Origin of the sequence: Arthrobacter sp. CAN_C5 (assembly GCF_017875735.1) — a bacterium.
Lineage (GTDB): Bacteria > Actinomycetota > Actinomycetes > Actinomycetales > Micrococcaceae > Arthrobacter_D.
The window spans coordinates 3,360,083-3,385,689 of sequence record NZ_JAGGMZ010000001.1 but is presented as its reverse complement, the minus strand read 5'-3'; the positions used below and the strand labels follow the sequence as shown (position 1 = coordinate 3,385,689).

23 protein-coding genes are annotated in these 25,607 nt (G+C 63.9%); 7 read left to right on the top strand and 16 right to left on the bottom strand.

The features are described from left to right. Window positions 1-54: 54 nt before the first annotated feature. The 3 genes from H4V95_RS15840 to H4V95_RS15830 are packed head-to-tail and all read right to left on the bottom strand — an operon-like array spanning window position 55 to window position 3,292. Window positions 55-1,653, bottom strand: a complete 1,599-nt coding sequence (locus tag H4V95_RS15840; RefSeq protein WP_209731053.1) for a GMC family oxidoreductase — start codon at window positions 1,651-1,653, stop codon at window positions 55-57. Beyond that, window positions 1,650-2,252: a hypothetical protein gene (locus tag H4V95_RS15835; RefSeq protein ID WP_196865980.1), complete on the bottom strand. Its 603-nt coding sequence runs from the start codon at window positions 2,250-2,252 to the stop codon at window positions 1,650-1,652. Before H4V95_RS15835 ends, H4V95_RS15840 begins: the two co-directional genes overlap by 4 nt. 2 nt (window positions 2,253-2,254) lie before the next feature. Further along, window positions 2,255-3,292, bottom strand: coding sequence for an NAD(P)-dependent alcohol dehydrogenase (locus tag H4V95_RS15830; RefSeq protein ID WP_196865979.1), 1,038 nt, complete (start codon window positions 3,290-3,292; stop codon window positions 2,255-2,257). Window positions 3,293-3,635: 343 nt separating this feature from the next. On the opposite strand from H4V95_RS15830, the gene H4V95_RS15825 reads away from it, so the two are divergent. After that, window positions 3,636-6,467 (top strand): aconitate hydratase, encoded by a 2,832-nt coding sequence (locus tag H4V95_RS15825; protein WP_209731052.1) that lies wholly within the window; start codon window positions 3,636-3,638, stop codon window positions 6,465-6,467. Window positions 6,468-6,601: 134 nt separating this feature from the next. Further along, a complete protein-coding gene (locus H4V95_RS15820; RefSeq protein WP_209731051.1) occupies window positions 6,602-7,270 on the top strand; it encodes a GntR family transcriptional regulator in 669 nt (222 codons plus the stop codon). A 77-nt stretch (window positions 7,271-7,347) separates the two neighbouring features. Here H4V95_RS15820 and H4V95_RS15815 read toward each other — a convergent pair whose 3' ends face one another. Then, window positions 7,348-8,853 carry an NAD(P)/FAD-dependent oxidoreductase gene (locus H4V95_RS15815; protein ID WP_209731050.1) on the bottom strand — a complete coding sequence of 502 codons (1,506 nt, stop codon included), beginning with the start codon at window positions 8,851-8,853 and terminating at the stop codon, window positions 7,348-7,350. A 108-nt stretch (window positions 8,854-8,961) separates the two neighbouring features. On the opposite strand from H4V95_RS15815, the gene H4V95_RS15810 reads away from it, so the two are divergent. Further along, complete coding sequence (locus tag H4V95_RS15810) at window positions 8,962-9,279, top strand: DUF6457 domain-containing protein (RefSeq protein WP_209731049.1); 318 nt, start codon at window positions 8,962-8,964, stop codon at window positions 9,277-9,279. A 148-nt stretch (window positions 9,280-9,427) separates the two neighbouring features. Here the strand turns inward: H4V95_RS15810 and H4V95_RS15805 are convergent, their stop codons facing one another. Further along, window positions 9,428-11,767 carry an FdhF/YdeP family oxidoreductase gene (locus tag H4V95_RS15805; protein WP_209731048.1) on the bottom strand — a complete coding sequence of 780 codons (2,340 nt, stop codon included), beginning with the start codon at window positions 11,765-11,767 and terminating at the stop codon, window positions 9,428-9,430. Between the two features lie 84 nt (window positions 11,768-11,851). On the opposite strand from H4V95_RS15805, the gene H4V95_RS15800 reads away from it, so the two are divergent. The 3 genes from H4V95_RS15800 (at window position 11,852) to H4V95_RS15790 (ending at window position 14,594) form a co-directional block, all read left to right on the top strand. Then, entirely contained in the window at window positions 11,852-12,511 is a 660-nt protein-coding gene (locus tag H4V95_RS15800) for a hypothetical protein (RefSeq protein ID WP_209731047.1), read from the top strand. Window positions 12,512-12,545: 34 nt separating this feature from the next. After that, window positions 12,546-13,280 carry a glutamine amidotransferase gene (locus H4V95_RS15795; protein ID WP_209731046.1) on the top strand — a complete coding sequence of 245 codons (735 nt, stop codon included), beginning with the start codon at window positions 12,546-12,548 and terminating at the stop codon, window positions 13,278-13,280. Window positions 13,281-13,394: 114 nt separating this feature from the next. Then, complete coding sequence (locus tag H4V95_RS15790; protein ID WP_209731045.1) at window positions 13,395-14,594, top strand: glycerophosphodiester phosphodiesterase family protein; 1,200 nt, start codon at window positions 13,395-13,397, stop codon at window positions 14,592-14,594. 102 nt (window positions 14,595-14,696) lie between these two features. Here H4V95_RS15790 and H4V95_RS15785 read toward each other — a convergent pair whose 3' ends face one another. The 6 genes from H4V95_RS15785 to H4V95_RS15760 all read right to left on the bottom strand — a co-directional run bounded on the left by H4V95_RS15785 (window position 14,697) and on the right by H4V95_RS15760 (window position 19,887). Next, entirely contained in the window at window positions 14,697-15,020 is a 324-nt protein-coding gene (locus tag H4V95_RS15785; protein ID WP_209731044.1) for a hypothetical protein, read from the bottom strand. An 83-nt stretch (window positions 15,021-15,103) separates the two neighbouring features. After that, window positions 15,104-15,802, bottom strand: a complete 699-nt coding sequence (locus H4V95_RS15780; RefSeq protein WP_209731043.1) for an SDR family NAD(P)-dependent oxidoreductase — start codon at window positions 15,800-15,802, stop codon at window positions 15,104-15,106. After that, a complete protein-coding gene (locus H4V95_RS15775; RefSeq protein ID WP_209731042.1) occupies window positions 15,799-16,563 on the bottom strand; it encodes an SDR family NAD(P)-dependent oxidoreductase in 765 nt (254 codons plus the stop codon). The genes H4V95_RS15780 and H4V95_RS15775 overlap by 4 nt, the downstream gene beginning before the upstream one ends. After that, window positions 16,556-17,935, bottom strand: a complete 1,380-nt coding sequence (locus tag H4V95_RS15770) for an MFS transporter (RefSeq protein ID WP_196865965.1) — start codon at window positions 17,933-17,935, stop codon at window positions 16,556-16,558. The genes H4V95_RS15775 and H4V95_RS15770 overlap by 8 nt, the downstream gene beginning before the upstream one ends. Further along, entirely contained in the window at window positions 17,932-18,822 is an 891-nt protein-coding gene (locus H4V95_RS15765; protein WP_209731041.1) for a polysaccharide deacetylase, read from the bottom strand. The genes H4V95_RS15770 and H4V95_RS15765 overlap by 4 nt, the downstream gene beginning before the upstream one ends. A gap of 3 nt (window positions 18,823-18,825) precedes the next feature. Further along, window positions 18,826-19,887, bottom strand: coding sequence for an asparaginase (locus H4V95_RS15760; protein WP_209731040.1), 1,062 nt, complete (start codon window positions 19,885-19,887; stop codon window positions 18,826-18,828). A gap of 261 nt (window positions 19,888-20,148) precedes the next feature. Here H4V95_RS15760 and H4V95_RS15755 point away from each other — a divergent pair, with 261 nt between their 5' ends. Beyond that, window positions 20,149-21,243 (top strand): LacI family DNA-binding transcriptional regulator, encoded by a 1,095-nt coding sequence (locus H4V95_RS15755; RefSeq protein WP_209731039.1) that lies wholly within the window; start codon window positions 20,149-20,151, stop codon window positions 21,241-21,243. Here H4V95_RS15755 and H4V95_RS15750 read toward each other — a convergent pair. The 5 genes from H4V95_RS15750 to pxpA all read right to left on the bottom strand — a co-directional run bounded on the left by H4V95_RS15750 (window position 21,229) and on the right by pxpA (window position 25,523). Then, window positions 21,229-22,209: a biotin-dependent carboxyltransferase family protein gene (locus H4V95_RS15750; RefSeq protein ID WP_196865961.1), complete on the bottom strand. Its 981-nt coding sequence runs from the start codon at window positions 22,207-22,209 to the stop codon at window positions 21,229-21,231. The genes H4V95_RS15755 and H4V95_RS15750 overlap by 15 nt on opposite strands. Next, window positions 22,199-23,101, bottom strand: a complete 903-nt coding sequence (locus H4V95_RS15745) for an allophanate hydrolase subunit 1 (RefSeq protein ID WP_196865960.1) — start codon at window positions 23,099-23,101, stop codon at window positions 22,199-22,201. Before H4V95_RS15745 ends, H4V95_RS15750 begins: the two co-directional genes overlap by 11 nt. Beyond that, window positions 23,098-24,459 (bottom strand): acetyl/propionyl/methylcrotonyl-CoA carboxylase subunit alpha, encoded by a 1,362-nt coding sequence (locus H4V95_RS15740; protein ID WP_245345744.1) that lies wholly within the window; start codon window positions 24,457-24,459, stop codon window positions 23,098-23,100. Before H4V95_RS15740 ends, H4V95_RS15745 begins: the two co-directional genes overlap by 4 nt. Continuing rightward, window positions 24,456-24,695, bottom strand: a complete 240-nt coding sequence (locus H4V95_RS15735; RefSeq protein WP_196865959.1) for an acetyl-CoA carboxylase — start codon at window positions 24,693-24,695, stop codon at window positions 24,456-24,458. Before H4V95_RS15735 ends, H4V95_RS15740 begins: the two co-directional genes overlap by 4 nt. Window positions 24,696-24,770: 75 nt before the next feature. Beyond that, window positions 24,771-25,523 (bottom strand): 5-oxoprolinase subunit PxpA, encoded by a 753-nt coding sequence (gene pxpA, locus H4V95_RS15730; RefSeq protein ID WP_245345743.1) that lies wholly within the window; start codon window positions 25,521-25,523, stop codon window positions 24,771-24,773. Between the last annotated feature and the right edge of the window lie 84 nt (window positions 25,524-25,607).

Below are 25,607 nucleotides of genomic sequence, written 5' to 3'. Positions count from 1 at the left end.
GTGGTCCCGAGCCTCGGCTCGGGACCACACCCCTTGGCGGTCCTCCCGACCGCCTTATAGGGCCGACGTCGCCAGTTGCTCCGCGATGTACTCCGCCTGCCGGATCGCCAGCGCCACGATGGTCAGGGTCGGGTTGGCCGCCGCGCCCGTCGTGAACTGCGAACCGTCGGACACGAACAGGTTCTTCACATCGTGGGTCTGACCCCACTGATTGACCACGCCGTCTTCCGGGCGCTCGCTCATCCGTGCGGTTCCCATGTTGTGGGTCGACGGGTACGGCGGGGTGTGGTGCGAGGACAGGGCGCCCACCGCCTCGTAGAGTAGCGACGCCTGATGGTAGCCGTGGTTGCGCATCGCCGTATCGTTGGGGTGATCGTCGAAGTGGACGTTCGGGACAGGCAGGCCCAGCCGGTCCGTCACGCTGGTGTTCAGGGTGACCCGGTTGGTCTCCTGCGGCATGTCCTCGCCGACAATCCACAGACCCGCCGTGTTCTCGTAGTCGTCGAGCAACGACGCGAAGTTCGGACCCCACGCTCCCGGGTCCGCGAAGCTGGCCAGGAACGCCGGACCCAACGCAATGGTCTCGAGGTAGTAGCCACCCGAGAAGCCGCGGTCGACGTCGTGCCGTGACTCGTCAGCCACGAGACCGGCCATCGTCTCCCCGCGGTACATGTGGACCGGCTTGTCGAACTTGGCGTACACCGAGCCGGTGGTGTGGCGCATGTAGTTCCGGCCCAGCTGGCCGGAGGAGTTGGCCAGCCCATCCGGGAACAGGGGAGACCCGGAGAGCAGCAGCAGGCGCGGCGTCTCGATCGAGTTTCCAGCCACCGCCACGAGGCGAGCCTGCTGGCGTTGGAGGTTCCCGGCGTCGTCGATGTACATGACGCTGTCCACGGTGCCTTCGGGGGTGTGGGTGATTTGCACGGCGTGGCAGTTCGGGCGGAGGTCCAGCTTCCCGGTGCGCAGTGCCTTCGGGATTTCGGACACCAGGGTGGACCATTTGGACTTGTTCTTGTCGCCCTGGAAGTTGAAGCCGTCCTGGATGGAGGCGGGCCGGCCATCGTAGGGTTCGGCGTTGGTGCCGTACGGACCGGTGGCGTAATGCCGGTAACCGATCCGCTCGGCGCCAGCCGCGAGCACCTTGTAGTTGTTGTTGGCGGGCATCGCCGGGCGCCCGTGGCGGTGGGTGCTGCCGATTTTCTGCTCGGCCTTGTCGTAATACGGTGCCAGATCGTCGAGGGTGATGGGCCAGTCCAGCAGGTTGGCGCCGTCGATCCGCCCGTAGGTGCTGCGGGTCTTGAACTCGTGGGCCTTGAACCGCGGGGTGGCGCCGGACCAGTGGGTGGTGGTGCCGCCCACTGCCTTCACCAGCCAGGCGGGCAGATTCGGGAAGTCGCGCGCAATCCGCCAGGTGCCCGACGTCGTCCGCGGGTCCAGCCAGGCCATCTGGTTGAACGATTCCCACTCGTGGTTGATGTACTCGTCGTGCTTGATGTGGCCGCCCGCTTCGAGGACCACCACCTTGATGCCCTTCGCGGTGAGTTCGTGGGCCAGGGTGCCGCCGCCCGCCCCGGAGCCGATGATGACGACCACCGAGCCGTCGTCCAGGCCGAAGTGTGCGCTGTCAAAGTGTTCAGCGGTCTCGTTGCTCATATGGTCTGTGCTCCTTGAACTTTGTCCTGGCCCTTGAAGAGGTCCTCGACGGGCTCTTCGCCGGTGCTGTCTGCGGCGTCCCTGACCCGCTGCGGTGCCTGCTGCGCGATGTCGTAACCGAGCGGCCCAATTTCGGTGAGCGGCTCGTCCGCCTCCTCGACCCGGGGGTTGGGGAGCCAGTCCAGGTCATCGAATCCGCGGTGCAGGTAGCCGCCCTTGGAGAATGACTCGCCCTCGTAGCCGAAGACGTCCCAGACTTCGGGGTCGTCATAGAAGTTCAGGACGGTGGTGCGCCGGATGAAGCCGAAGAACTCAAGGTCGGCGATGCGCTGCAGCACGGCGAGGGCGCGGTCGTCGGAGAGGTCGAGAAAGTTCTCACCGCCCTGCTGGTTCAGCGTCAGCAGCCCCTGGGTCAATGCCACCCTGAACCAGGTGGATTCGTTGGACTCGGTGATGATCTTGTCGGCCATCCGCTCGTACGGCCCGTCCGGAATCTTCGGGTGCGGGAACGCCACCCGGATAATCCGGACCAGGATCCGCCGGGCCTCCTCCGTCAGTTGCAGCTCGTTGAGCGTCGAATACTTAGCGGGATACGCCATTGTTAACTCCCTTGGGTGTGGTTGGGAACGAGAATGCCACGGCCGACCAGCTTGCCGCTGTCCAGATCGTGCATCGCCTGGACGGCGTTTTCGAGGTCGTACGTCTGGGTGTGTAGGGTGACCTGGCCCTGCGCAGTGAGGGTCATAAGTTCCACGAGGTCGAGGTAGGTGCCCACGAGATTTCCCACGATGTTGATTTCCCGGGAAATAATCTCGATGGTGTCGATGCTCACTGCCCCGCCATAACCGATCGTGTAGTAGCTGCCACGGTTCCGCAGCACGTTCAGCCCGAGTGCCTCAGTGCCGTGTTCACCGACGAAGTCGAAAACCACGTGCGCGCCGCCGCCGGTGATCTCGAGGAGCTTCCCGCCGTCGCCCGCCTGGGACAGCGTGTGGTCAGCGCCGAGTGCCGTCGCCAGCTCGAGCGCCTCCTCGGACGTGTCGACGACGGTGATCTGGGCCGCCGTGAGTGCCTTCAGGGACTGGATGCCGATGTGGCCCAACCCGCCGCTTCCGATCACGACCGCGTGGGTTCCGGGGTGCAGCAGCGGCGCGGCCTTGCGAACCGCGTGATAGGCGGTGAGGCCGGCATCGGCCAGGGCGGCGATGTCGGCGGGCTTGAGCGACGGGTCGAGTTTCACGACCGAGCGGGCGTTGGTCTTCATCACCTCGGCCATCCCGCCGTCGACGTTCAGGCCAGGGAAGGTGGAGTTTTCGCAGTGGGAGTCCTGACCTTCGCGGCATGCCAGGCAGAGGCCGCATGTGACGATCGGGTGCATGATCACGGTGTCGCCGGGTTGGACGTTGGTGACGGCTGAGCCCACCTCCCGGACCCACCCGGCGTTCTCGTGTCCGAGAATGTAGGGGAGTTTGGGGTGCTGGATGGTGTCCCACTGCCCCTCGATGACGTGCAGATCGGTGCGGCATAGGCCCGCAGCGCCGATGTCGACGACGACGTCCCACGGGCCGGTTACCGTGGGTTCCGCCACGTCATCGATCAGCGGGTCTTCCTGGTAGCGGTGTACCCGAACGGCTCTCATGGTCCTCCTCGGCGATGGCGTACGCGGGCAGGTTCCGACGGACTTCCGGCGCTCTCCCAGCGGTAAATGAGTGCTGGTGCAAGTGTGCCCGGCGTCACATCGATAGGGAAGGGGGCTTATCGCGGGGTGAGAATCCCGCTGCCGCGCTGCAACGGTGCCGGTTGGGCGGCTGGCGGCCCAGAAAAGTGGCCGACCCGCATCGAAGCGGTGGGGCCACCACTAGCCTGCGGGGCCGCCACTTTTCCGGGGCGCCACGCTAGTGTGTACGACTGTATACAGCATTCTTGCGTTTCGGGATATGATGGGTTCAAAGGCGTAACCAATCCTGGAAGGGATACTAGCAATGACTGCTGTCGACACATTCGGTTCCAAAGACGTACTCGAGGTAGCGGGAGCTGAGTATCAGATCTTCCGCCTCGACGCTGTAGAGGGATCAGAGAAGCTTCCCTACAGTCTCAAGGTGCTCCTGGAGAACCTGCTCCGCACCGAGGACGGCGCCAACATCACGGCCGACCACGTGCGTGCCCTGGCCAACTGGGACCCCGAAGCTGAGCCCGACACCGAAATCCAGTTCACCCCGGCCCGCGTGATCATGCAGGACTTCACCGGTGTGCCCTGCATCGTCGACCTTGCCACCATGCGCGAGGCGGTCGTCGAACTCGGTGGAGACCCCAAGCGCGTCAACCCGCTGGCCCCCGCCGAACTGGTCATTGACCACTCGGTGCAGATCGACTTCGCCGGCAACGCCAACGCACTCGAGCGCAACATCGAGATCGAGTACCAGCGCAACGGCGAGCGGTACCAGTTCCTGCGCTGGGGTCAGACCGCGTTCGACGACTTCCTGGTGGTCCCGCCCGGCATGGGCATCGTCCACCAGGTCAACCTCGAGTACCTGGCCCGCACGGTGATGACCCGCGAGGTCACCACCGACGGCACCACCGCCCTGCAGGCCTACCCCGATACCTGCGTCGGCACCGACTCGCACACCACCATGGTCAACGGGCTCGGCGTCCTCGGTTGGGGGGTCGGCGGCATCGAAGCCGAGGCTGCCATGCTGGGCCAGCCCGTCTCCATGCTGATCCCTCGGGTGGTGGGCTTCAAGCTCACCGGTGAGATCCCCGCCGGTGCCACCGCGACCGACGTCGTGCTCACCATCACCGAGAAGCTGCGCAAGCACGGCGTCGTCGGCAAGTTCGTCGAGTTCTACGGCGAAGGCGTCAGCGCTGTGCCCCTGGCCAACCGCGCCACCATCGGCAACATGAGCCCGGAGTTCGGCTCCACTGCTGCCATGTTCCCGATCGACGACGTCACCATGGACTACCTGCGGCTGACCGGCCGCTCGGATGAGAACCTGGCACTGGTCGAGGCCTACGCCAAGGCTCAGGGCCTGTGGCATGACCCCAGCAAGGAGATTGCCTTCTCCGAGTACCTGGAACTGGACCTTTCGACGGTTGTCTCCTCGATCGCCGGCCCGAAGCGTCCCCAGGACCGCGTTGAACTGACCAACGCCAAGCCTCAGTTCCGCAGCGACCTGGAAAACTACGTGCACCGCTCGGTCGAGGAAGAGGGTGCGACCGTCGATGAGGCCCTTGAGGAATCCTTCCCCGCCTCCGACCCACCCTCGTCCAACGGTGCCGCCACCAAGATCGACGATCACCCACACGAGACGGTCACCGAGACCGAAGCCAACCGCGACTCGAGCCCCGTGGAGGTCACCACCGCTGACGGCCGGAGCTTCACGCTCGACCACGGTGCGGTCACCATCGCCTCGATCACCTCCTGCACCAACACGTCCAACCCGTCGGTGATGATGGCTGCAGCAGTGCTGGCCCGCAACGCCGTCGACAAGGGCCTGATGTCCAAGGCCTGGGTCAAGACCTCTGTTGCTCCCGGCTCGAAGGTAGTCACCGACTACTACGAAAAGTCAGGCCTGATCCCGTATCTGGAGAAGCTGGGCTTCTTCGTTGTCGGTTACGGCTGCGCCACCTGCATCGGCAACTCGGGTCCCCTCGATGAGGAGATCACCCAGGCCATCCAGGACGCCGACCTGGCCGTCACAGCTGTCCTCTCCGGTAACCGTAACTTTGAGGGCCGGATCAACCCGGACGTCAAGATGAACTACCTGGCATCCCCCCCGCTGGTGGTTGCCTACGCACTGGCTGGCACGATGGACTTCGACTTCGCTGCCGATCCACTCGGCCAGGACGACGACGGCAACGACGTCTTCCTGCGCGACATCTGGCCGAATCCGGTCGAGGTGCAGCAGATCATTGACGAGTCCATCGACAAGGAGATGTTCAAGACGAGCTACTCGACCATCTTCGACGGCGATGAGCGCTGGAAGTCACTGCCGACCCCGGCCGGCGACACCTTCGAGTGGGATTCAAAATCCACTTACGTTCGGAAGCCTCCGTATTTTGAGGGCATGAAGTCCGAGCCTGAGCCAGTCACCGACATCGAGGGTGCACGGGTTCTGCTGAAGCTGGGAGATTCGGTCACCACTGACCACATTTCACCCGCCGGTTCGTTCAAGTCAGACACTCCCGCGGGCCGGTACCTGCTGGAGCACGGTGTGGAACGCAAGGACTTCAACTCCTTCGGCTCACGCCGCGGAAATCACGAGGTGATGATCCGCGGGACATTCGCCAACATCCGGATCCGCAACCAGCTCCTTGAGGACGTTGAGGGTGGATTTACCCGCGACTTCAGCCAGGCAGATGCGCCACAGGCTGCCGTCTACGACGCTGCAATGAACTACCAGGCAGCGGGAACACCGCTGGTCGTCCTGGCTGGTAAGGAATACGGCTCGGGTTCGTCGCGTGACTGGGCTGCCAAGGGCACCGCGCTCCTGGGTGTGCGCGCAGTGATTACCGAGAGCTACGAGCGGATCCACCGCTCCAACCTCATCGGTATGGGAGTGCTTCCCCTGCAGTTCCCCCAGGGGCAGAACGCTGAATCGCTGGGCCTCACCGGTACCGAGACCTTCGCGGTGTCAGGCGTCACCGAACTGAACAACGGCACCACCCCGAAGACCGTCACCGTTACCGCTACCCCCGAAGATGGCGGCCAGCCGGTCACCTTTGAGGCAGTGCTGCGGATCGACACCCCCGGTGAAGCCGAGTACTACCGCAACGGCGGCATCCTGCAGTACGTCCTGCGTCAGATCGCCGTCTAGCAGTTCTATCCGAGTCGCCCGTCGACGCGTCCGAACATCCGTTCCATGAGTATTGTCCTGGCCCACACCGTGGGCAGGGTGCCTAATCTCCAGGTCCTACTTATAGGAGCACCAAGTGTCTGAATCGGCTGAAAGTGTCTGATCCGGCTGAATCGACGGGACGCGTCGACGGATCAGTAGTGTTCCGCGTACTCCGCAGCGAGATTCTGGCAGGAGTCCACCCTCCCGGAACGCCGTTACGGGAGGTGGGCCTGTCGGAGCGGTTCGGCGTCTCGCGGACCCCCATCCGCGAGGCGCTCAGCCGGTTGCAGCACGAGCGCCTGCTGGAGCGCGCGGCGCGGGGTCTTCAGGTACCGCAGATCGACCCGCAGGAGGTCATCCAGATCTATGATCTGCGGGTGATGCTTGAACAGGAAGCTGCCGGCCAGGCCTCCAGCAGTCGAACCGCATCGGACATCATGCGTCTTGAAGCCCTGGTGGAACGGGATCGCGATCTCGGCTCCCCTGATGATCAGACACGCATCCGCTGCAATATCGAGTTTCATACGGCGGTCAGCACAGCGGCGAATAACCGGGTACTGCAGGATCTGCTCGAACGGCTCTCCACCCACCTCATCAACACCCCACGGTCCACCCTGTCAGTGGGAAACCGGTGGGAAGATGCGCTGGATGAGCACGAAGCTTTGGTGAAGGCCATAGTTGATCAACGAGCCGACGATGCGCGCCAGATCGCCCGGCAGCACATGGAAACCGCCCGTGCTTTGCGGCTTGAACTGTTGAAATCGGCGGCGAAGACCGAGTAGCTCTCCTGCAGACGCTGGTTTCAACCAAAGGAGTGGCTTAGGTGCAGACGCGTGGTGGGGCAACCGCTCGGGTGTAGCTACGCCACTTTTTTGCGGTTTCGGGTGGTGCCCTGACCGGGGTCTGAGTCGAATGCCATGTGCTTGCTGACCTTTCCGAGCAGCACCGCCGGGGTATCCAGCAGATAGTTGACGCCCACTGTCCACGGCCGGCCCGATCCTTGCCGATGAAACACATCGCCGGCCCGTTGGACGTATCCAGAGGACAGGTCCAACAACGGACGCCGCGATATGCCCGCCTCCGGTACCGGGGTCGCCACCGTGTACCCCTTGCGGTCCATGTGCTTCAGCAACCGGCAAACAAACCGGGAGCTCAGGTCCGATCGCAGCGTCCACGACGCATTCGTGTACCCCACGCAGTACCCCAGGTTAGGGATCCCGGTGACCAGCACCCCCTGGTGGACCCACGCGTCACTGAGATCAACCGCGACACCATCAATACTCAGCTGTGCGCCCCCGAGCGATTGAAGGGCGAGTCCGGTAGCAGAGACGACGACGTCGGCGGCCAGCTCCCGCCCCGACTCAAGCCTGATCCCGCCCGGCGTGAACCGGTCGATCCGCTCGGTCACCACCGAAGCCTTCCCTGATGTCAGGGAACGGTAGAAGTCACCGCCCGGAGCCACACAGAGGCGTTGCTCCCACGGATTGTAGGCCGGCATGAAATGCTCCCGGATTTGCTGCTCGTCCTTGAGGATGCCGCGGGCCTGGCTTCGCAGGTACGCCATCGCTACCCGCGGCATGCGCATGCAGAGCTGGTAGAACGCCAGCGGACACACCACGTTGCGGGCCCGGGCTACACGATGGGCCGGTCCGGCAGGGAGGACCTTTCGGGCAGCATCGGCGATCCGGTCGCGGCGTGGAACGGACACGATGTACGACGGCGACCGCTGCAGCATGGTGACGTGGGCCGCTTCGTCGACCAGTGACGGGATGAGTGAGACGGCGGTGGCGCCGCTGCCGATCACCACCACCTGCTTGCCGGCATAGTCCAGGCCCTCGGGCCAGAACTGGGGGTGGATCACCTCGCCGGCGAAGTCCTCAAGGCCTGCGAAGTCCGGCTGGTAGCCCTTGGTGTAGTTGTAGTAGCCGGTGCAGGCGTAGAGGAACGAACAGGTGACCGTTCGCCGCTGGGGGTCGCCGCCGTCGTCATCGGTCTCCAACTGCAGGGTCCAGCGCGAGGTGGTGGAGGAGAAGTCGGCGCTGACCAGCCGGGTGTTGAAGCGGATGTGAGGTGTCAGCCCGGCGTCCCCGGCCGTGTCCTGGAGATAGCTCAGGATTGAGGAGCCGTCCGCGATGGCGTCCCGGCCGGCCCAGGGGCGCCAGGGGTAGCCGAGGGTGAACATGTCGGAGTCGGACCGGATGCCGGGATATCTGAACAGGTCCCAGGTGCCCCCGATCGCACCGCGTGCCTCAAACAGCGCGAACGTCTTGCCTGGGCATTCGGTCCGCAGCCGGTGGGCTGCACCGATACCTGAGAGGCCCGCTCCAATGATCGCGACGTCGAGGTGCTCTACGGAAGGGGACATCACTCCATTATTGGTGACGGCGCGCGCGTCCGCACATCGTTGTGTAATGCTGCAACTGGTGCTAATCCTTGAGGTGACAGTATCTTCCGACAACAACTGGAGTGACCCATGAACGGCATCGACGACGAACTGCGGACCCTTAGCGAATGGAGCCGTCAGCTGACCCAGGCCCTTCAGATCCTCGATCTTGAGGTAGACCATGCACGGATTGTGGAGGTCGCTGAGAAGACGTCCGATACGGTCTCTCCTTCGGCTGGAGCAATCAGTGCCTTCCTGATTGGTTACGCCGCTGGCACTGCAGACACTAGCGGCCGCAAGGGCTCCGACGATGCAGTGCAGTCAGCGGCCGACGTCGTCATGCAGGTCCGTGCGAAAGGCCTCGAAGACGGTCCGGACGCCAACGGCTGGACGAAGACCGCCCAGTAGCAGGGGTCTTTGCTCGGTCAGTCACGGTATTTGCCCGGCCAGTCACCAAAAAAGTGGCTCACCCGCAGGAAAGTGGTTGCTAGACCACGATCCTGCGGGTGAGCCACTTTTTTTGCGCCCTGGTGGACGCTGGGAGCTACGAGATGGGCTACGAGATGGAAGCCTTCGCGGCTGCGGCGGATGCCGTCGCGTCGCCCTTCGTCGGCTCCAGCCGCACGATCACTGCCTTCGACACGGGCGTGTTGCTGCCCTCCGCGAGCTCCTCCAGGGGGACCAGCACGTTGGCTTCCGGATAATACGCGGCGGCACAGCCACGGGAGCTCGGGTAGGAGACCACGCGCCAGTTCCGCAGCACGCGTTCCCGGCCGTCCTGGTATTCGCCGCGGATGTCTACGTACTGACCGTCAGTGAAGCCCAGCTCGGCCAGATCTTCAGGGTTCACGAACACCACGTGGCGGCCCTTTTTGATGCCGCGGTAACGGTCGTTGTGACCGTAGATGGTGGTGTTGAACTGGTCGTGTGAACGAAGGGTCTGCAGGATGAGGGTGCCCGCGGGCCGTTCGACAGCCTGCAGATCATTCACCGTGATCATCGCTTTGCCGGTGGGAGTGCTGAAGGTCCGTGAATCGCGCGGGCCGTTTGGCAAGACGAATCCGCCTTCGCGACGAACCTTCTGGTTGTAGTCCTCACACCCGTCGACAACGCGTGAAATGTGCTCGCGGATGGTGTCATAGTTGGCCTCGAACCCTGCCCAGTCCACATTCACCTTGTCTCCGATCACAGCCCGCGCGAGGCGACTGACAATGGCGACCTCGGACAGCAGGTTCGGTGCAACTGGGTCCACTGTGCCGTGCGAGGGGTGCACGGCACACACCGTGTCCTCGACGGTGACGAACTGTGGACCGTTGGCCTGCATATCGATCTCGGAACGGCCCATGGTCGGGAAGATGACCGCCTCTTTCCCAATCACCGCGTGCGACCGGTTCAGCTTGGTGGAAATCTGCACCGTCATGTCGGTAGCCTGCATCGCTTCTTCGGCGGCGAGCGTGTCCGAGATCGCTGCGACAAGGTTCCCGCCGAGTGCGACGAAGACCTTAATGTCGCCGTCGCGCATCTGGCGAATGGTTTCCACTGCGTCTGTACCGTGGTCCCGGGGTGGGTCGAACCCGAATTCCTCTTCGATGGCGTCGAGGAACGCTGGTGGCATCTGCTCCCAGATGCCCATGGTGCGGTCGCCCTGCACGTTGCTGTGCCCGCGGATCGGTGATGCGCCGGCGCCTGGCTTGCCAATGTTTCCACGCAGCAGGAGGAGGTTGATGATCTCCTTGATGGTTGCCACGCCCTTTTTCTGCTGCGTGATGCCCATGGCCCAGGTAATGATGACCTTGTCGGCCTTGATGTAACGTGCAGCCAACTCATCGATTTCCTCGACTGAAAGCCCCGTTGCTTCGAGGACAGCACCCTCGTCCAGCTGGGTCAGACTGACTTTGAGTTCGTCAAGACCCTGACAATGCTTCTCCAGAAAATCATGATCCAGGACCGTTCCTGGGTTCTCCGCTTCGGCGTCGAGGACCCGCCGGCAGATGGCCTGCATGAGGGCCATGTCGCCGCCGATTCGAATCTGCATGAACTGGTCGGCGATCTCGGTGCCGCGGCCGAGAACGCCCTTGATCTCCTGCGGGTTCTTATAGCGCTTCAGGCCCGCCTCAGGCAGCGGATTGACGGCGACGATTTCGGCGCCGTTCTCCTTGGCATGTTCCAGCGCTGTGAGCATCCGGGGGTGGTTGGTACCCGGGTTCTGGCCCATGATGATGATCAGATCAGCCTTGGCGAAGTCGTCGTATGCGACAGTGGCTTTGCCAATTCCGATGGTCTGGCCCATCGCCCAGCCAGAGGACTCGTGGCACATATTGGAACAGTCGGGAAGATTGTTGGTTCCGAAGGCCCTGACGAACAACTGGTAGGAGAACGCAGCTTCGTTCGAGGCGCGGCCGCTAGTGTAGAACGCTGACTGGTGCGGGGTCTCCAGCCCGTTCAGCTTGTCGGCAACCAGGGAGAACGCCTTCTCCCAGCTGACCGGCTGGTAGTGATCGCTGTCCGCCGGCTTGTAGACAGGCTCGGTCAGGCGGCCCTGCATGCCCAGCCAGTATTCGCTTCTGGTGAGTAGATCGGTGACTGAATGCTCGGCCCAGAACTCGGAGGACACCAGAACGGGAGTTGCTTCCCAGGTAACAGCCTTTGCGCCGTTCTCACAGAACTCGAAGTTGCTGCGCTTACCCGGATCCGGCCAGGCGCAACTCATGCAGTCGAAACCGTCCTTCTGGTTCAGCGCCAGCAAGGTCTTCCGTGTCCGGTTGACGCCCATGTGCTTAATCGCCGGCTGCATCGAATGGATGACTCCAGGAATACCTGCTGCCCAGTCCTTCGGCTTGCCGACCTCGATTTCACTCTCATCGGCGTCTTCCACTGGCGGGTTGCTACTGGTCATGTTCACATCTCTTTTCTTACCGTCGTTACCTTCAGATTTAGCAGCCCGAGCGCGGCATCGCAAGGGGCCGCGCTGCTACCTGCCGTGATCGGACGTCTGGGTTCGTTGCTGGCCTTCCCCGGCGGTGAGGTCGTCGGCGAACCCGGCAGCGCGAGCGTCTTCACGAAACGATTCGGTCCACGCGTCCCGGGATCGCTCGGTCTGCTCCTCATGGGGGCTGGGTTCGCGGTCTTCGCGATCGGTCTGGCCGAAGGCCTTGACGCGTCACTCTGGGTGATGGGTGCTGGGGTACTCCTGTTTGGGGTCGGCTTCGGAATGGGCATCACCCCCGGCACCGAACTGATTATCGAGGGGCTTCCCGCAGAGCGGCGGTCTGTCGCGAGCGCCGTCAATGACATCACGCGCGAAGTCGGTGGGGTTCTGGGTATTGCTGTTTTGTCGAGCATCCTGGTCAGCTACTACCGCGCCGACATCAGGCCAGCAATCGAAGGCCTCCCCGATCAGGTCCGGCAAATCGTCGATTCGGGGGCGGGAGCCGCGCTCGGAGTCGCCGACTCCTTCGGGCCCGACGGCGAGAATCTGGCCAACGCCGCCCGTGAAGCATTCGCTCAATGTCTCAGTGCAAGTATGTGGTTCGGTGCGACCATTCTGGGTGTAGCCGCAGTGGGTGCAGCGATCGTCGCTCCTCGGTCCGTCACCAGCAAGGAAGGCATCGACGTCCAAGAGCAAGAAATCAGCTCATAGTCGAAAGCAGGCGTGTGGGCAGTAGTCTCGATGAGTGAAACCGTTTCTGCTGATTGCCACCCGTTCCGAGGACGACGCCGCCGACGGCGAGTACCAGGCGTTCCGGCGCTTCGGTGGGCTGCAGCCGCACCAGCTGCACCGCATCCGTGCCGAGTCCGGTCCGATCCCGCACCTCGACCTTGACCACTATTCCGGGATCATCGTGGGCGGCAGCCCCTTCAACTCTTCCGACGCCGAAGAGGTCAAGTCCGCCGTGCAGCGGCGGGTAGAACGCGAGATCGGTGAGTTGCTGGGCCGGGTTGTCGCCGCTGACTTCCCCTTCCTGGGCGCCTGTTACGGAGTCGGGACGCTCGGTCGGCACCAGGGGGCGCTCATCGACAGGACCTTCGCCGAGCCGATCGGGCCGACGTCCATCACCCTGGCCCCCGCCGGTGCCGACGATCCGCTGCTGGCGGGCGTCCCGGCGTCGTTCGATGCTTTTGTGGGTCACAAGGAGGCCTGCACCACACTGCCCGACGGTGCGGTGCTGCTCGCGTCGTCCGCCAGTTGTCCGGTCCAGATGTTCCGGATCCGCACGAACCTGTATGCCACCCAGTTTCATCCCGAGCTCGACGTCGACGGACTGGTGCAGCGAATCGATGTGTACCGCAATGCAGGGTATTTCCCGCCGGAAGAGGCGGAGGACTACATGGCCCGGGCCCGCGCCTCCCGGGTGGAATGGCCGTCGGTCATCCTGCGGAACTTTGTGAACCGGTACGCGGCAGAGTAGCCGCGGCGAGCTTTCACGCTCCGTTTACCCGGTATTGATGTCCGGGATGCCCTAGTGCGGCAGCGTCTGTGGAGGAGGGGATCACGCCCCACCACAACGAAGGGAACATCTTCTATGGCATCCCGTTTCGCCAAGACCCTCACCAGCACAGCCGCCGCAGCGGTGAGCCTCACCCTCCTGGCAGCGCCCGCCGCGTCAGCGCAGGCTCCCGCACCGGCTCCGGCACAAGACGGCGCATCGCCCATCCTCATCGGACACCGCGGCGCCGCCGGGACTGCGCCGGAGAACACCGTTGCCGCGTTCAAGGACGGCCGCAAATCCGGCGCCGACTTCTTCGAAATCGACGTCCAGCTCAGCTCCGACGGTGTTCCGTTCCTCTTCCACGACGACACCCCGGCGCGCACCACCAACGTCGAGGACGTCTTCCCGGACCGCGCCACCGACCCGATTACCTCCTTCACCTGGGCCGAGCTGCAGCAGCTCGACACCGGATCCTACTTTGACGACCAGTTCGTCGGTGAACGCATTCCGCACCTCGACGACGCCGCGAAGGTCGCCACCACCAAAACCGGTGTGTACATCGAGATCAAGTCGCCGGTGAACTCGGCAGGCGTCGAACAGCTGGTCGCCGACGAACTGCGCACCGACAAGACCTGGCAGCGCCTCGTCGCAGCGGACAAGGTTCAGGTCCTCGGGTTCGATGAGGGTTCCAACCGGACGTTCGCCGAGCTCGCACCGGAGATTGAACTGCAGCAGCTCGCCGGGGTGGTGCCCGGCCCCGCAGTGCTGGCATCCTGGGCTACGTTCGCTGATTCCGTGGGGACCAACTACCGTGTCCTGACGCCGCAGAATGTCAGCGATGTCAAGGCGGCGGGTCTGGTGCTCGGCGTCTACACAGTGAACTCGCCTGAGGCGGTCCAGACGTCCACCGACTTCCCTATCCAGAACGCCCGGTATCTTAAGGGAGCGCCGGTGTTTCCCGGCAGCGGTGTGGAAATTGTCGACTCGGTGAACAACCCAGCCGGCGACGACGTCCAGCCCGAAACCGGCGAGCATGTCCTGCTTCGCAACACCAGCACCAGCACCATTGACGTCAGCGGGTATCTCCTTCGGGACGCCGCTAACAACATCCTCACCGTCGGTGACGGATATGTGCTCGCCGCAGGTGCCGAACTGCGGGTCTACACCGGCCCGGGAACCAACTCCCCGGAGGCCTACTACAACGGCGGGACGACATCGTTGCTGAACAACGGCGGCGAATCGTTAGGTCTGTGGACTCCCGAGGACAAGTTGCAGGACGTCTTCGCCAACTAACCGGCGCGGCCGGAGGGGTGTCTCTTCCGGGAAGTGCATGCAATGCATGCACTTCCCGGGACGGCTACCAGGGCTCGCCGAAACAGCGCGCCATCGGCATAGCTATGCGTCCTCCGGGACAAGGGATGACCCGATGCGAAGCCCGGAAGTGGCGACGTTCAGGGCGAGGCCAGTTTCACTCCGAGCGCGGGCCTGTAACCGCTGCAGCAACCTGTCCCGGTGCGGTAGCGCAGCAGGGTCCTGCAGGATGGCCAACCACACGTCATTGACCGTCGCGCATTGGATGACCGTGCCGGTCATTCCGCGGACCAGCCAGCTATCCCCGGCAGCTTGCACGTTGGGGATACCTGGCAGGCCGTGGCAGAGGGCGTTGATGGTTTGCGCAGCGATCAGCCGGTGACGAAGGGTGCTGATTGGACCGAGCACCTCATCTGCAGTGACCGTCCGTCCGCAGGCGCCACACATTTACGGGCCGCTCCGTTCACATGCGAGAGACATCCGGGAGATCATCACTGCATCACGTCTCCGGAGTTGGGCCCCAGCGTCTGGCCGACGAAGAGGTTGCCGCCGGGGTCGCTGGCGAGTAGCAGGGCGACGGGGGCGACCTCGGCCGGAGTGCCGAAGCGGCCAAGCGGAAGCTCCTTCCGTTTGGCGGCTTTCCAGTCCTCGGAGATTCCTTCCACCAGCGGTGTTTCGATGGGTCCCGGGGCAATGCAATTGACCAACACGTTGTCGCCAGCCACCTCAAGAGCGAGGGATTTGGTCATGCCGATCACCCCCGCCTTCGCCGCACTGTAGTGGCTGAGGCCGGTCCCGCCCTTGATGCCCAGCTGGGACGAGATGTTGATGATCCGTCCCCATTTGTTCGCCCGCATCTCGGCGACCACCTCACGGCAGCAGAGGAAGACCCCCGTCAGATCGACCGTGATGGTTTCCTGCCACCGGGCCAGAGACATGTCCTGGAGTGGCGATTCGGTGAGCAGTCCAGCACTGTTGACGAGGATGTCGATCCTGCCCAGCTCTGCCCGTGCCGCGGCGAAGCCGGCCACCACGCTTGCCTCGTCGCCCACATCGACGGTGATCGAGTGGGGAGAGGGCGTCCGGTCCAGTAACACCACCCGCGAACCGGTCTCCCGGAAGGCCTCGGCGATTGCCGCCCCGATGCCGCTCCCGCCGCCGGTGACGACGACGGTCCGGGCGGCGCTCATGCCTTCATCTTGACGGTGAGGCCGCCGTCGACAATCAGCGACTGCCCGGTCACATAGGCGGCGTCGGTCGAGGTGAGGAACCCAATCACACTGGCCACCTCCTCCGGCCGCCCCACACGACCCCACGGGATGTCCTGCCCCGCGCGTTCCAGGCCGTCCGGCCCCAGCGAGTTCACGGGATCCAGGGACTGCGGGGTTTCGATCAATCCAGGAATGACCACGTTGGCCCGGATCCCGCGGGGACCCAGTTCGACGGCGATACTTCTTACCAGCCCGAGAATTCCCGCTTTTGCCGCCGCATAGTGCGCGTGCTCCTCCCAGCCGTAGACTCCACCCGCGATGGACGACACGGCGACCATCGCGCCGCCGTCGTGCATCCGGGTGGAGCCGGCCCGCAGGGTCCGTAGCACACCGGTCAGATCGACGTCGAGCATGTCGTTCCAGCGAGAGTCGGTGAGCTCACCGAGCGGAGCATTGCGCAGGACGCCGGCGTTAGCTACCGCGTAGTCCAGCCGCCCAAACTCGTTGAGCGCCCGGTCTGCGAAGGTCTCCACCGATTCAGTGTTCCTGACATCCACTTCCTGGATGACGGCCTGGCCGCCCGCCTGCTCGACCAGGCTGAGGGTTTCCTCCGGGTCGTGCGGATCGCCGGGGAACGTGCCGATGATCGAGCGGACCCCGCGTTGCGCGTAGTGGACGGCGAGAGCACGTCCAATACCGCTGGCAGCGCCGGTAATGATGGCTACAGGTGACTCAGGCACTCGGGTCCTCCAGCAGCTCCTTGGGGATGGGCTTCGCCATCATCATCAGCAACCCGGAGATCAGGGTGCCAAGGGCGCCGACCCACAGGGCCGCCGCTGTGGTCCCTGCGGCAGCGGTGACCACAGTGAACAACGCTCCGCCGAGGATGATGCCCGGCTGGCTCATCGCACCGATGAAGGCCAGCCCGGTGGCCCGGCAGCTGACCGGGTAGCACTCGGCCATGAAGTATTGGATGGCTGCGTACGGGCCCACCAGGAAGAAGAGCCCGACGCCGTAGGTGAGGATGATGAGGAAGGGGGTGGAAGCGATGGGGCTGAGCATGACCGAGAAGGAAATGCCGGAGATGATCCAGCCGATGATGATGGTCTTTTTCCGGCCAATGACATCGCCGAACCAGCCGTGGAAGACGTAGCCGAAGTAGGCGAGACCGTTGATGACGATCAGCATCCAGAAGGCGTCTGACAGTTCCACTCCGCGGGAGTTCACCAGCACCGAGGAACCCAGGATGCTGAAGACCATGATGCCGAAGAAGTTCACAATCCAGGCCAGGGAGAAGACGATCGTGTTTCGTCGCAGCTGTGGTTCCCAGATGCGCTTCAGGGGAGCCGTCGAGGAGTGCTGGACGCCGAAGGAGCCGGCCAGCGCGTGGGCTTCGTCTACGTTGCCGGACTTCTCCAGCTGGGTCAGCTTCTCGTGCAGTTCAAACTGAGGGGTTTCCTTGAGCTTCTTCGCGATCAGGTACACGATGATTGCCGCGGGGATGGCCGCCATGATGTACAGCGCACGCCACCCGAGGGAGGGTAGGAAGGCGAAGGCGAGGGCAGCCGCAAGCAGGAAGCCCAACGGCCAGCCGCCCTGGACGAAGGAGTAGTAGAAGCCTGGACGCTTGCGCTTCTTTTCGTCCTCAGTGACCTGGAAAACCTCGTTCATGTAGGTCGCGTTGACGGCCTGCTCCGAGAAGCCGAGCCCACCGAAGGAGCGAACCACCACGAGCATGGCGTTACTGATGAAACCCAGTCCGGCGGGGATCACCGAGGTGAGCGCTGACACGACGGCGGTGCCACCGACGGTGAGCATCATTCCCTTGCGCCGGCCGAGCCGGTCAATTACCGGGCCGATGCCGAAGCAGACGATCGCCGTGCCAACAGCAATCCAGGTGTTGATCGCGTAGGCCTCGGTCTCGGTCCACCCGAATTCTTCCTGCATGGCGGGAAGCAGCGTGCCGAACAACCCATAGTCGAAGACCGCGACGGTCCACGCGAGCAGTGCCAGGATCATCGCCGTATTGGTGTTTTTCTTGCTGAAGATGGGCAGCGCGCGTTTTTCGTCAGCGGTGGGCGTGGACAGGTCAATCAGTGCCGGAGCCTTCATGAGTTGGCTTCCTTTCTGGAATTGTCGGACAGGAACTTGTCGGCGATCTGGTCGAACGTCCGCCAGGTAACGCCGTCGTGCGAGTTGAAGTGCTGGATGAGGCGCTCAAGCATGAGCAGGACCTGGGGGCGGCCCGACACATCGGGGTGGATGGTCATGGTGAAGACGGCGTCGTCCATCTCCTGGTAAACCCAGTCGAACTGGTCCTTCCACATCTGCTCGATATCGCGGGGATTAACGAATCCGTGGGAGTTGGGGGCCGCCTTGATGAACATCATGGGAGGCAGATCGTCGAGGTACCAGTTGGCCGGGATCTCCACCAGGTCAGTTTCGTGGCCGCGCACCAGCGGTTTCATCCACGCCTCGGCGGGCTTGCTGTAGTCGATCTTCGTCCAGCTGTCGCCCACCCGGACGTAGTACGGCTCGAAGTCGTTGTGCATCAGGGAATGGTCGTACTTGATGCCCCGCTCGAGCAGGATTTCGTTGGTGATGGTTGAGAACTCCCACCACGGCGCCACATACCCGGTGGGTCGCTTCCCGGAGACCTGCTCAATGAGTTCGATCGACCGGTCGAGGATGGCCGTTTCCTGCTCACGGGTCATCGCGATCGGGTTTTCGTGGGAGTAGCCGTGGACCCCGATCTCGTGACCGGCCTCCACCACCATCCGGGTCAGCTCAGGGAAGGTCTCCAGTGAGTGTCCCGGGATGAACCAGGTGGAGGGAAGGTTGTACTTTTCGAAAAGTCGGAGAATGCGGGGACCTCCCACCTCGCCGCTGAACAGCCCGCGCGAGATGTCGCAGGGGGAGTCCTCGCCGCCGTAGGAGCCGAGCATGCCAGCAACGGCGTCGACGTCTACGCCGAATGCAATCTGTATGTTCTTAGTCATGGGTCAGCCTTTCGATGGGGTCAAAGCGGTCAGGGCGTCGCTGTCCTGCGGGACCAGGAGGCCCCGCCGGTGGAAATGTTGTTCGATGAGGGGGCGGGTCATCCCGAGGGCGAGAAGCAGTTGCAGCAGAATCCTCGCCTGCCCCGGGCGGAGGAGGCCGGACGGGATCGCCCCCGCGGCGAGGAGGTCCTTCCCGCCGCCCGTGCCATAGACCGGCACCACAGGTCCGGCATGGACCCGCGTACTGGTGACGACGACGGCGCCTCCGGCCGTCGCCTCCGCCACCGCCGTGCACATTACGGGGTTAGCGTTGCCGATCCCCGTGGCCTCCAGCACGATTCCTGCTGCTCCCGCCGCCAGCGCGGCCTCGATCATCACTGCATCGGCGCCGGGGTAGGAGGCGACGACGTCGGTTCGGGGGAAACCGACGCCGTCGCCTGTCTGGGGGGCGGGCAGGGGTTCGAAGCGGGCCGGGCGGGAGTCCATCGACACGACGCCGGTGCCGGTGACGCTGCCGGCCGGGATGCTGTCGGGACTGTCGAAGGCCGCATGGGCGGTGGTGTGAACCTTCCGCACTCCCGCCGAATGGAAGATCTGCCCGGCAAAGCTGACCAGGGCGCCTCGCCCACCCGCGTCACGGGAGGTGGCGACGGCGATGGCCCGCCGCAGGTTATCCGGCCCGTCAGGTGTGGGGTGATCCGCGGCAAACTGGGCGCCGGTAAAGACCACCGGCCGCCAATCGTCGTGAAGCAGATCGGCGAGGTAGGAGGTTTCCTCGGTGGTGTCAGTTCCATGGGTGACGACGACGCCCACCACCAGCGGGTCGCTCAGCGCGGCCTTGACCTCCGAACAAATGTCCAGCATGTCCGGAAAGGTGAGCCGGTAGGAGCCTTTCCGCATCACATCGACCACCTTGACCGGAATCGAACCGTAACCCGTGCTCTGCAGAAGCACCTCGCCGGAGTCCTCAGCGACAGTCGCACCACCGGCCGCGGCAGAGTTTCGGGAAGCAATGGTGCCACCGGTAGCCAGCAGCACCACATACTGATCCTCACCAGCGTTCATGATCACCTCCATCTCGTTCGGCACGCATTTACACAATCGTTTGGGTAAGCGGCAATCCGCGCCTGTCAGATGCTCCGCCCTGGGGCGATTTCCCCCAGACAGCCGACGTGAATGTCCTGTTTGCCCACGCAACCCAATCGTTTGGGTTGCGTTGAGGAAAAGACTAGGATGTGATCTGGATCTCGTCAAGAGTTCGGGTAAAAGTTTTCCTGTCTGAAACAATCGACGTACTACGCAATGGCTGGACGGAGGGGAAGCTTCATGGATGCATCAGGATCAGGATCAGGATCAGGATCAGGATCAGGATCAGGCCGTGCGCCGATCACGCTGAAGGACCTGGCCAGCGAGCTGGGGATTCACCCCTCGACGGTGTCCAGGGTCCTGCATTCCACGTCGGACGTGGCCCGTGGCGCCGCGTCGTCGGCCACCGCCCGGAAGGTGCGGGACCTGGCCCGCGAGCTCGGTTATTCGCCGGATCCCCAGGCCAAGAGCCTCAGGACCCGCCGCACCAGGGCCCTCGGTGTGATCGTCCCACGGCTCTCCGACATTGTGCTGGCCACGATGTATGAGGGTATTGAGGAAGCGGCAGCCGAAAATAACTACTCGACCTTCGTGATGAATTCGCACGACAGTACCGACGAGCAGCGCCGGAAGGCCGAGATCATGCTGGCCCGCCGCGTGGATGGGCTCATCCTCGGCGACGCGCACGCCGGCAGCGACCTGTTACCGGATCTTCGTGCTCGACAGATCCCGTTCGTGCTCATGAACCGGCGGCACCCAGGGTTTCCCTCGGCGACGTGTGACGACGTCGTTGGTGGTGAATTGGTGGCCGACCACCTGTGGCAGGCAGGTCACCGCCGTGTCGCCCTGATCGCCGGAGAACCGTATGCGAGCACTGCCCTTGACCGTACCGCCGGGTTCCGGCAGCGCTGGCGGGATCTCGGCGGCGAGCTTCCGGACAGCTCGGTGATCTGGTCGCGTTTCGACACTGAGGGCGGCAGGGACGCAGCGGAAACCATCGTGGGGCAGCCTGGTCCGGCACCGACAGCGGTTTTCGCGGTCAACGACTTCGCGGCGATCGGAGCCATGGGAACCTTCCGCGCCCATGGCCTGACCGTGGGCCTGGACATCGCCGTCGTCGGCTTCAACGACACCTCGCTCGCGGCGCAGTTGCCTATTCCGCTGTCCTCGGTGCGCTCGCCGATGTTCCAGATTGGCCGTCAGGCGATGCTGATGCTGCGGCGGGTCATCAACGGCGAGCGGGTCGAGTCGGTCAGGATGACCCCCGAGCTCTTTGTTCGTGAAAGCAGCGCAGCGGCACCCCTCGATGAATCGCAGCGTTCACTGGCCAGCTGACCCCCAGATTCTGGACCTGATCTCCTTCCCTTCCGCGCGGGCGGCAAGGGCTTCTTCCATGGTGACCGGCGTGAAGGTTGTCCGCGTTCCCGGAGCACTCCGCGCCAGCAGATCCATATCGGAGCTGATGACGGTGGCCACCATGGCGTAGCCGCCGCCGGAGACTGCGTCGCGGTGGAGCACAATGGGTTCCTTGCCGCCGGGAATCTGGATGGAGCCGATCGCGTAGCCGGCGTCGACGATGTTCGACGGGTCGGAACCGGCACCGAACGGCTGGACCCGCGGCTTCCACGAGACTGACGGGCCGGAGTATCGCAGGCCCGTCCGGTCAGCGACGGGCGTTAGCTTCCACGTGGCGCTAAACAGCGTGTCAAGGCCTTCCTCGGTCAACCGATGGTCATACAGGCCGGGCATGACTCGCACCGTGATCTCCTTGGCGAAGGTTGGCCGGAGGGACTCGTCGATGAAGTCCGCAGCCGAGGCGTGGCGTTCCGATCCAGCCGCCCCGATGTCCAGGGTGTCGCCCGCTTTGAGGGTGCGCCCCTCGAATCCGCCCATGGCACCCAACGCGTAGGTGGAACGGCTGCCCAGCACCACCGGGACGTCGATTCCGCCCTGGACGGCGATGTAGTAGCGGGTTCCGGCGTGGATCATCCCGAAGGACACTTCGTCGCCTGCGACCAGCTCAAGCCGGGTCCACTGCTCCCGGGGCGTTCCGTTGACCAGCACGTCCACGGGGGCGCCGGCGACGGCGATGACGGCGTCGGCATCGGTGGTGAACCTAGGTCCGATGTAGGTGCACTCCAGGACAGCCTCCGCCGGCGTGTTACCGACGAGCGCGTTGGCCATTTCGGCCGACAGCTGGTCCATTGACCCGCCCTGGGGGATGCCGACATGGTAGTAGCCGGGCCGACCTGTGTCCTGGACCGTCGTTGCAAGCCCGGGCTCGGTGATCTTAATGGCCATTGAGGTGCTCCATGATCTCCTGGTTGTATTCGGTGGGGTGGGCGAGCGCCTGCTCAAGGTCGAACACCACGGGCGCCTGCCGGTAGGTAAATGACCCGTCGGCCACCAACTCCTGGATATGCCGGTATTCGGTTTCGTCCACCGGTTTGAACTTCACAATGTCTCCGGGTTTGAAGAAGATCATGAAGTCGTCAAAATTCGACAGACGCTGGGCAGGATCAAAGATCGGCGCTGCGGCGATCCCGAACATCTGGTACCCGCCGGCGCCCCGGACCGAGTAGATGCAGGCAAAACAGCCGCCGTGGCCCACGGTCAGGGCGGGAGTGTCGGTGCGGGGGCTCAGATACTTGGGTACCTCGAGTTGCTGGTCCTGCGGCACGATCTGGAACATGAAGGGCAGGCCTGCCACGAAACCGACCATCGACACCAGCCATGGAGACTCGTGATGACGGCTGATGAACTCGGCCGGCGACGCCAGATTATTCTCTTGGGCCGCGAAATCGAGGTCGTTGCCTTCCGGACGCTGGTGTCCCGAGCGGAAACGAGCGCCGGTTTCCCTAGTGTAAGGATCGTCGTACCACACCGGTACCTCAATGATGCGGGTTTGAAGGGTGTGCTGCGACATCTGCGCCACCTCGGCCTCGACACCCCTGACAGCTTCCTCAAGAGCGTTGGGCGGGAGGTCGTCCGGGTTGAAGCGGATCAACAGTGACGCGTTGGCCGGGCAGATATCGGTGATCCCCGGCAGCTTGCGGGACCCGAGGGCGGCAGCCATCGCGTTGGCCTTGAAGTTGGCGGCGAGGCTCATTCCCTCGGCAATTTCGACGAAGAGAAATTCGTCTCCACCCCAGGTGTAACGGGCCGCATTGAGGTGCAGGGCTGTGTCGCTCATGCACTAGCTCCTAACAGGTCAGGGGTGGTTTCGATGAATTTGGAATGGTGCTCGACGGCGGCCACTTCGCTCCGCGCGAGGACAGCCTTAAGCAAGGGGAGAGTGGTCTTCACCCCGGAGATGAGGACCTCGCCGAGCGCCCCGGCAGACCGGGCCATCGCCTGGTCCCGGCTGGAATCCCAGACGATGAGCTTGGCCAGCAAGGAGTCGTAGAACGGCGCCACAGCTGACCCCGCCACCACCCCCGAGTCGATGCGGACGCCCGGCCCTCCCGGCCATTGCAGCCGCTCCAGGGTGCCCGGGCTCGGCATGAACCCGTTTTCGGGGTCTTCGGCATTGATCCGGAACTCGAAGGCGTGGCCGCTGAACCTGACGTCCTCCTGTGTGAGGCGGAGCGCGCCGTCACGCGCCACCAGAATCTGCTCACGGATCAGGTCCAGGCCGGTGATCATTTCCGTGACGGGATGCTCGACCTGCAGACGGGTGTTCATCTCGATGAACGCTGCCTCCTGGGTGTCAGGGTTGTAGAGGAATTCGACAGTGCCAAGCCCGCTGTAGTGACATTGGCGGCCCAGCTCGATGGAGGATGCCAGGATGGTTGACCTGACATTGTCGGGCAGCCCGGGGGCTGGGGCTTCCTCTACGATTTTCTGCTGTCGGCGCTGCAGGGAGCAGTCCCGGTCACCCAGGTGGATGACCTGGACTCCGTCGCCGATGATCTGGACTTCGACGTGCCGGGCGCGGTGGACAAATTGTTCAAGGTACACGGTGGAGTCCCCGAAGGCCGCCTGGGCTTCGGCCTGTGCGATCTCCACCGTCGACAGGAGGTCTGGTGCTGCGGTGACGAGGCGGATGCCCCTGCCGCCACCACCAGCGGAGGCTTTGACCACGAGGGGAAAGCCCACTTTCTCGGCGATCCCCAGAATGTCGCTGTCGGTTGTGAGAGCGCCGTCGCTGCCGCGCAGGGTGGGAACGCCCGCGGCCCTGGCCGCCTGCCGGGCGCGGGACTTGTTGCCCATGAGCTCAATCGCATCAGCGGACGGCCCAATCCAGGTCAGTCCCCGATCAGTGACGGCCCGGGCGAAACCGGCGTTCTCGGAGAGGAAGCCGTAGCCAGGATGCAGGGAATCACACCCGGTGGCCGATGCCGCCGCAAGGACCGCTTCAGCGTTGAGGTAACTCTTTCCGGCCGGGGCAGGGCCGATGATGTGGACCTCGTCAGCCAGTTGCGCCGCGTAGGAGCCTTCATCGGGCTCACTGGCCGCCAGCACCGTCCGGATACCCAGCTCGCGGGCCGCACGGATGATCCGGACGGCAATCTCGCCCCGGTTCGCGACCAGCAGCTTCTCCACGGTCATCCCTCGGTCACCGTCGCAATGACGTCGCCCGGGTTGACAGTGCCCGAATCCTCGATGGCGAAACTTTCGAGAGTCCCCGAGACATCACTGCGCACCTCGGAGAACTGCTTCATGATTTCGACGACGCCGACCGTCTGGCCCGCCTCGATCCGGTCTCCAACCTCAGCGTAGGGCTCCTTGTCGGGGCCAGGCTTGCGGTAGAAGATGCCGGGCAGCGGGGAGATGATGTCGGTCATGGGTGGCCTTTCAGGGCTTTGGTCGGGATTGCTTCATTAATTGGTGGACTGGTGGGTCTGGGGAACGATAAGACACTAGCCAGAGAGAACGGCGCGCACGGCGGCGGCGACGTCGGGGGAGTTGGGCGCGTCCGAGTGCACACAGATGCTCTGGAAGTCGATGTGAAGTTCGGTGCCGTCCGACGCCTCGACCACGCCGTCCGCCAATGCGCGGCGCACCCGCGCTGCGGCCATGGCGGGGTCGGTGGGTTCGGGTCGACGCTGAATCAGCAGTTGGCCACCTGGTCCGTAGTTGAGGTCCACATAGAGCTCGCTGACGAACTGCACACCCAACTCGTCGCAGACCGTCTGGTGTTCGGTGGCGGCCAGACCATAGAACGGCACGTCATAGAGTGCTGCAACCTTGGCTGCTGCGGTCATCAGTGAGCGGTCCCTGGCTAACATCCCGTACAGCGACCCGTGCGGTTTGATGTGATGCATTGTGGCGCCGGCAGCGGTGAGGAACGACTGCAGTGCCCCCACCTGATACAGCAGGATGTTCTCCACCTCTTCGGGCGTCAGCTTCATTTCGCGGCGGCCAAAGCCGACAAGGTCCGGCAGTCCTGGATGGGCACCGATGCCGAGCCCCCGTTCGGCGGCAGCGGACACTGTTGCGGCCATGGTGTCGGGATCCCCGGCGTGGAATCCGCACGCCACATTGATCACGTCGACGGTTTCCATCAGGGCGAGGTCATTGCCGAAGGAATGGAGGCCCAAAGACTCCCCCATATCCGAATTCAGGCTGGGGATAGGCGTGCTGGTGGTGCGGGTCACAGCTGGCGAAGTCATGCGCTTCACACTAGTGGGCGCGGACCTAGCCGATATAGTGGACTTCCGCCCTCGGATAAACCGGCTTGATGGGCATTTGCACAG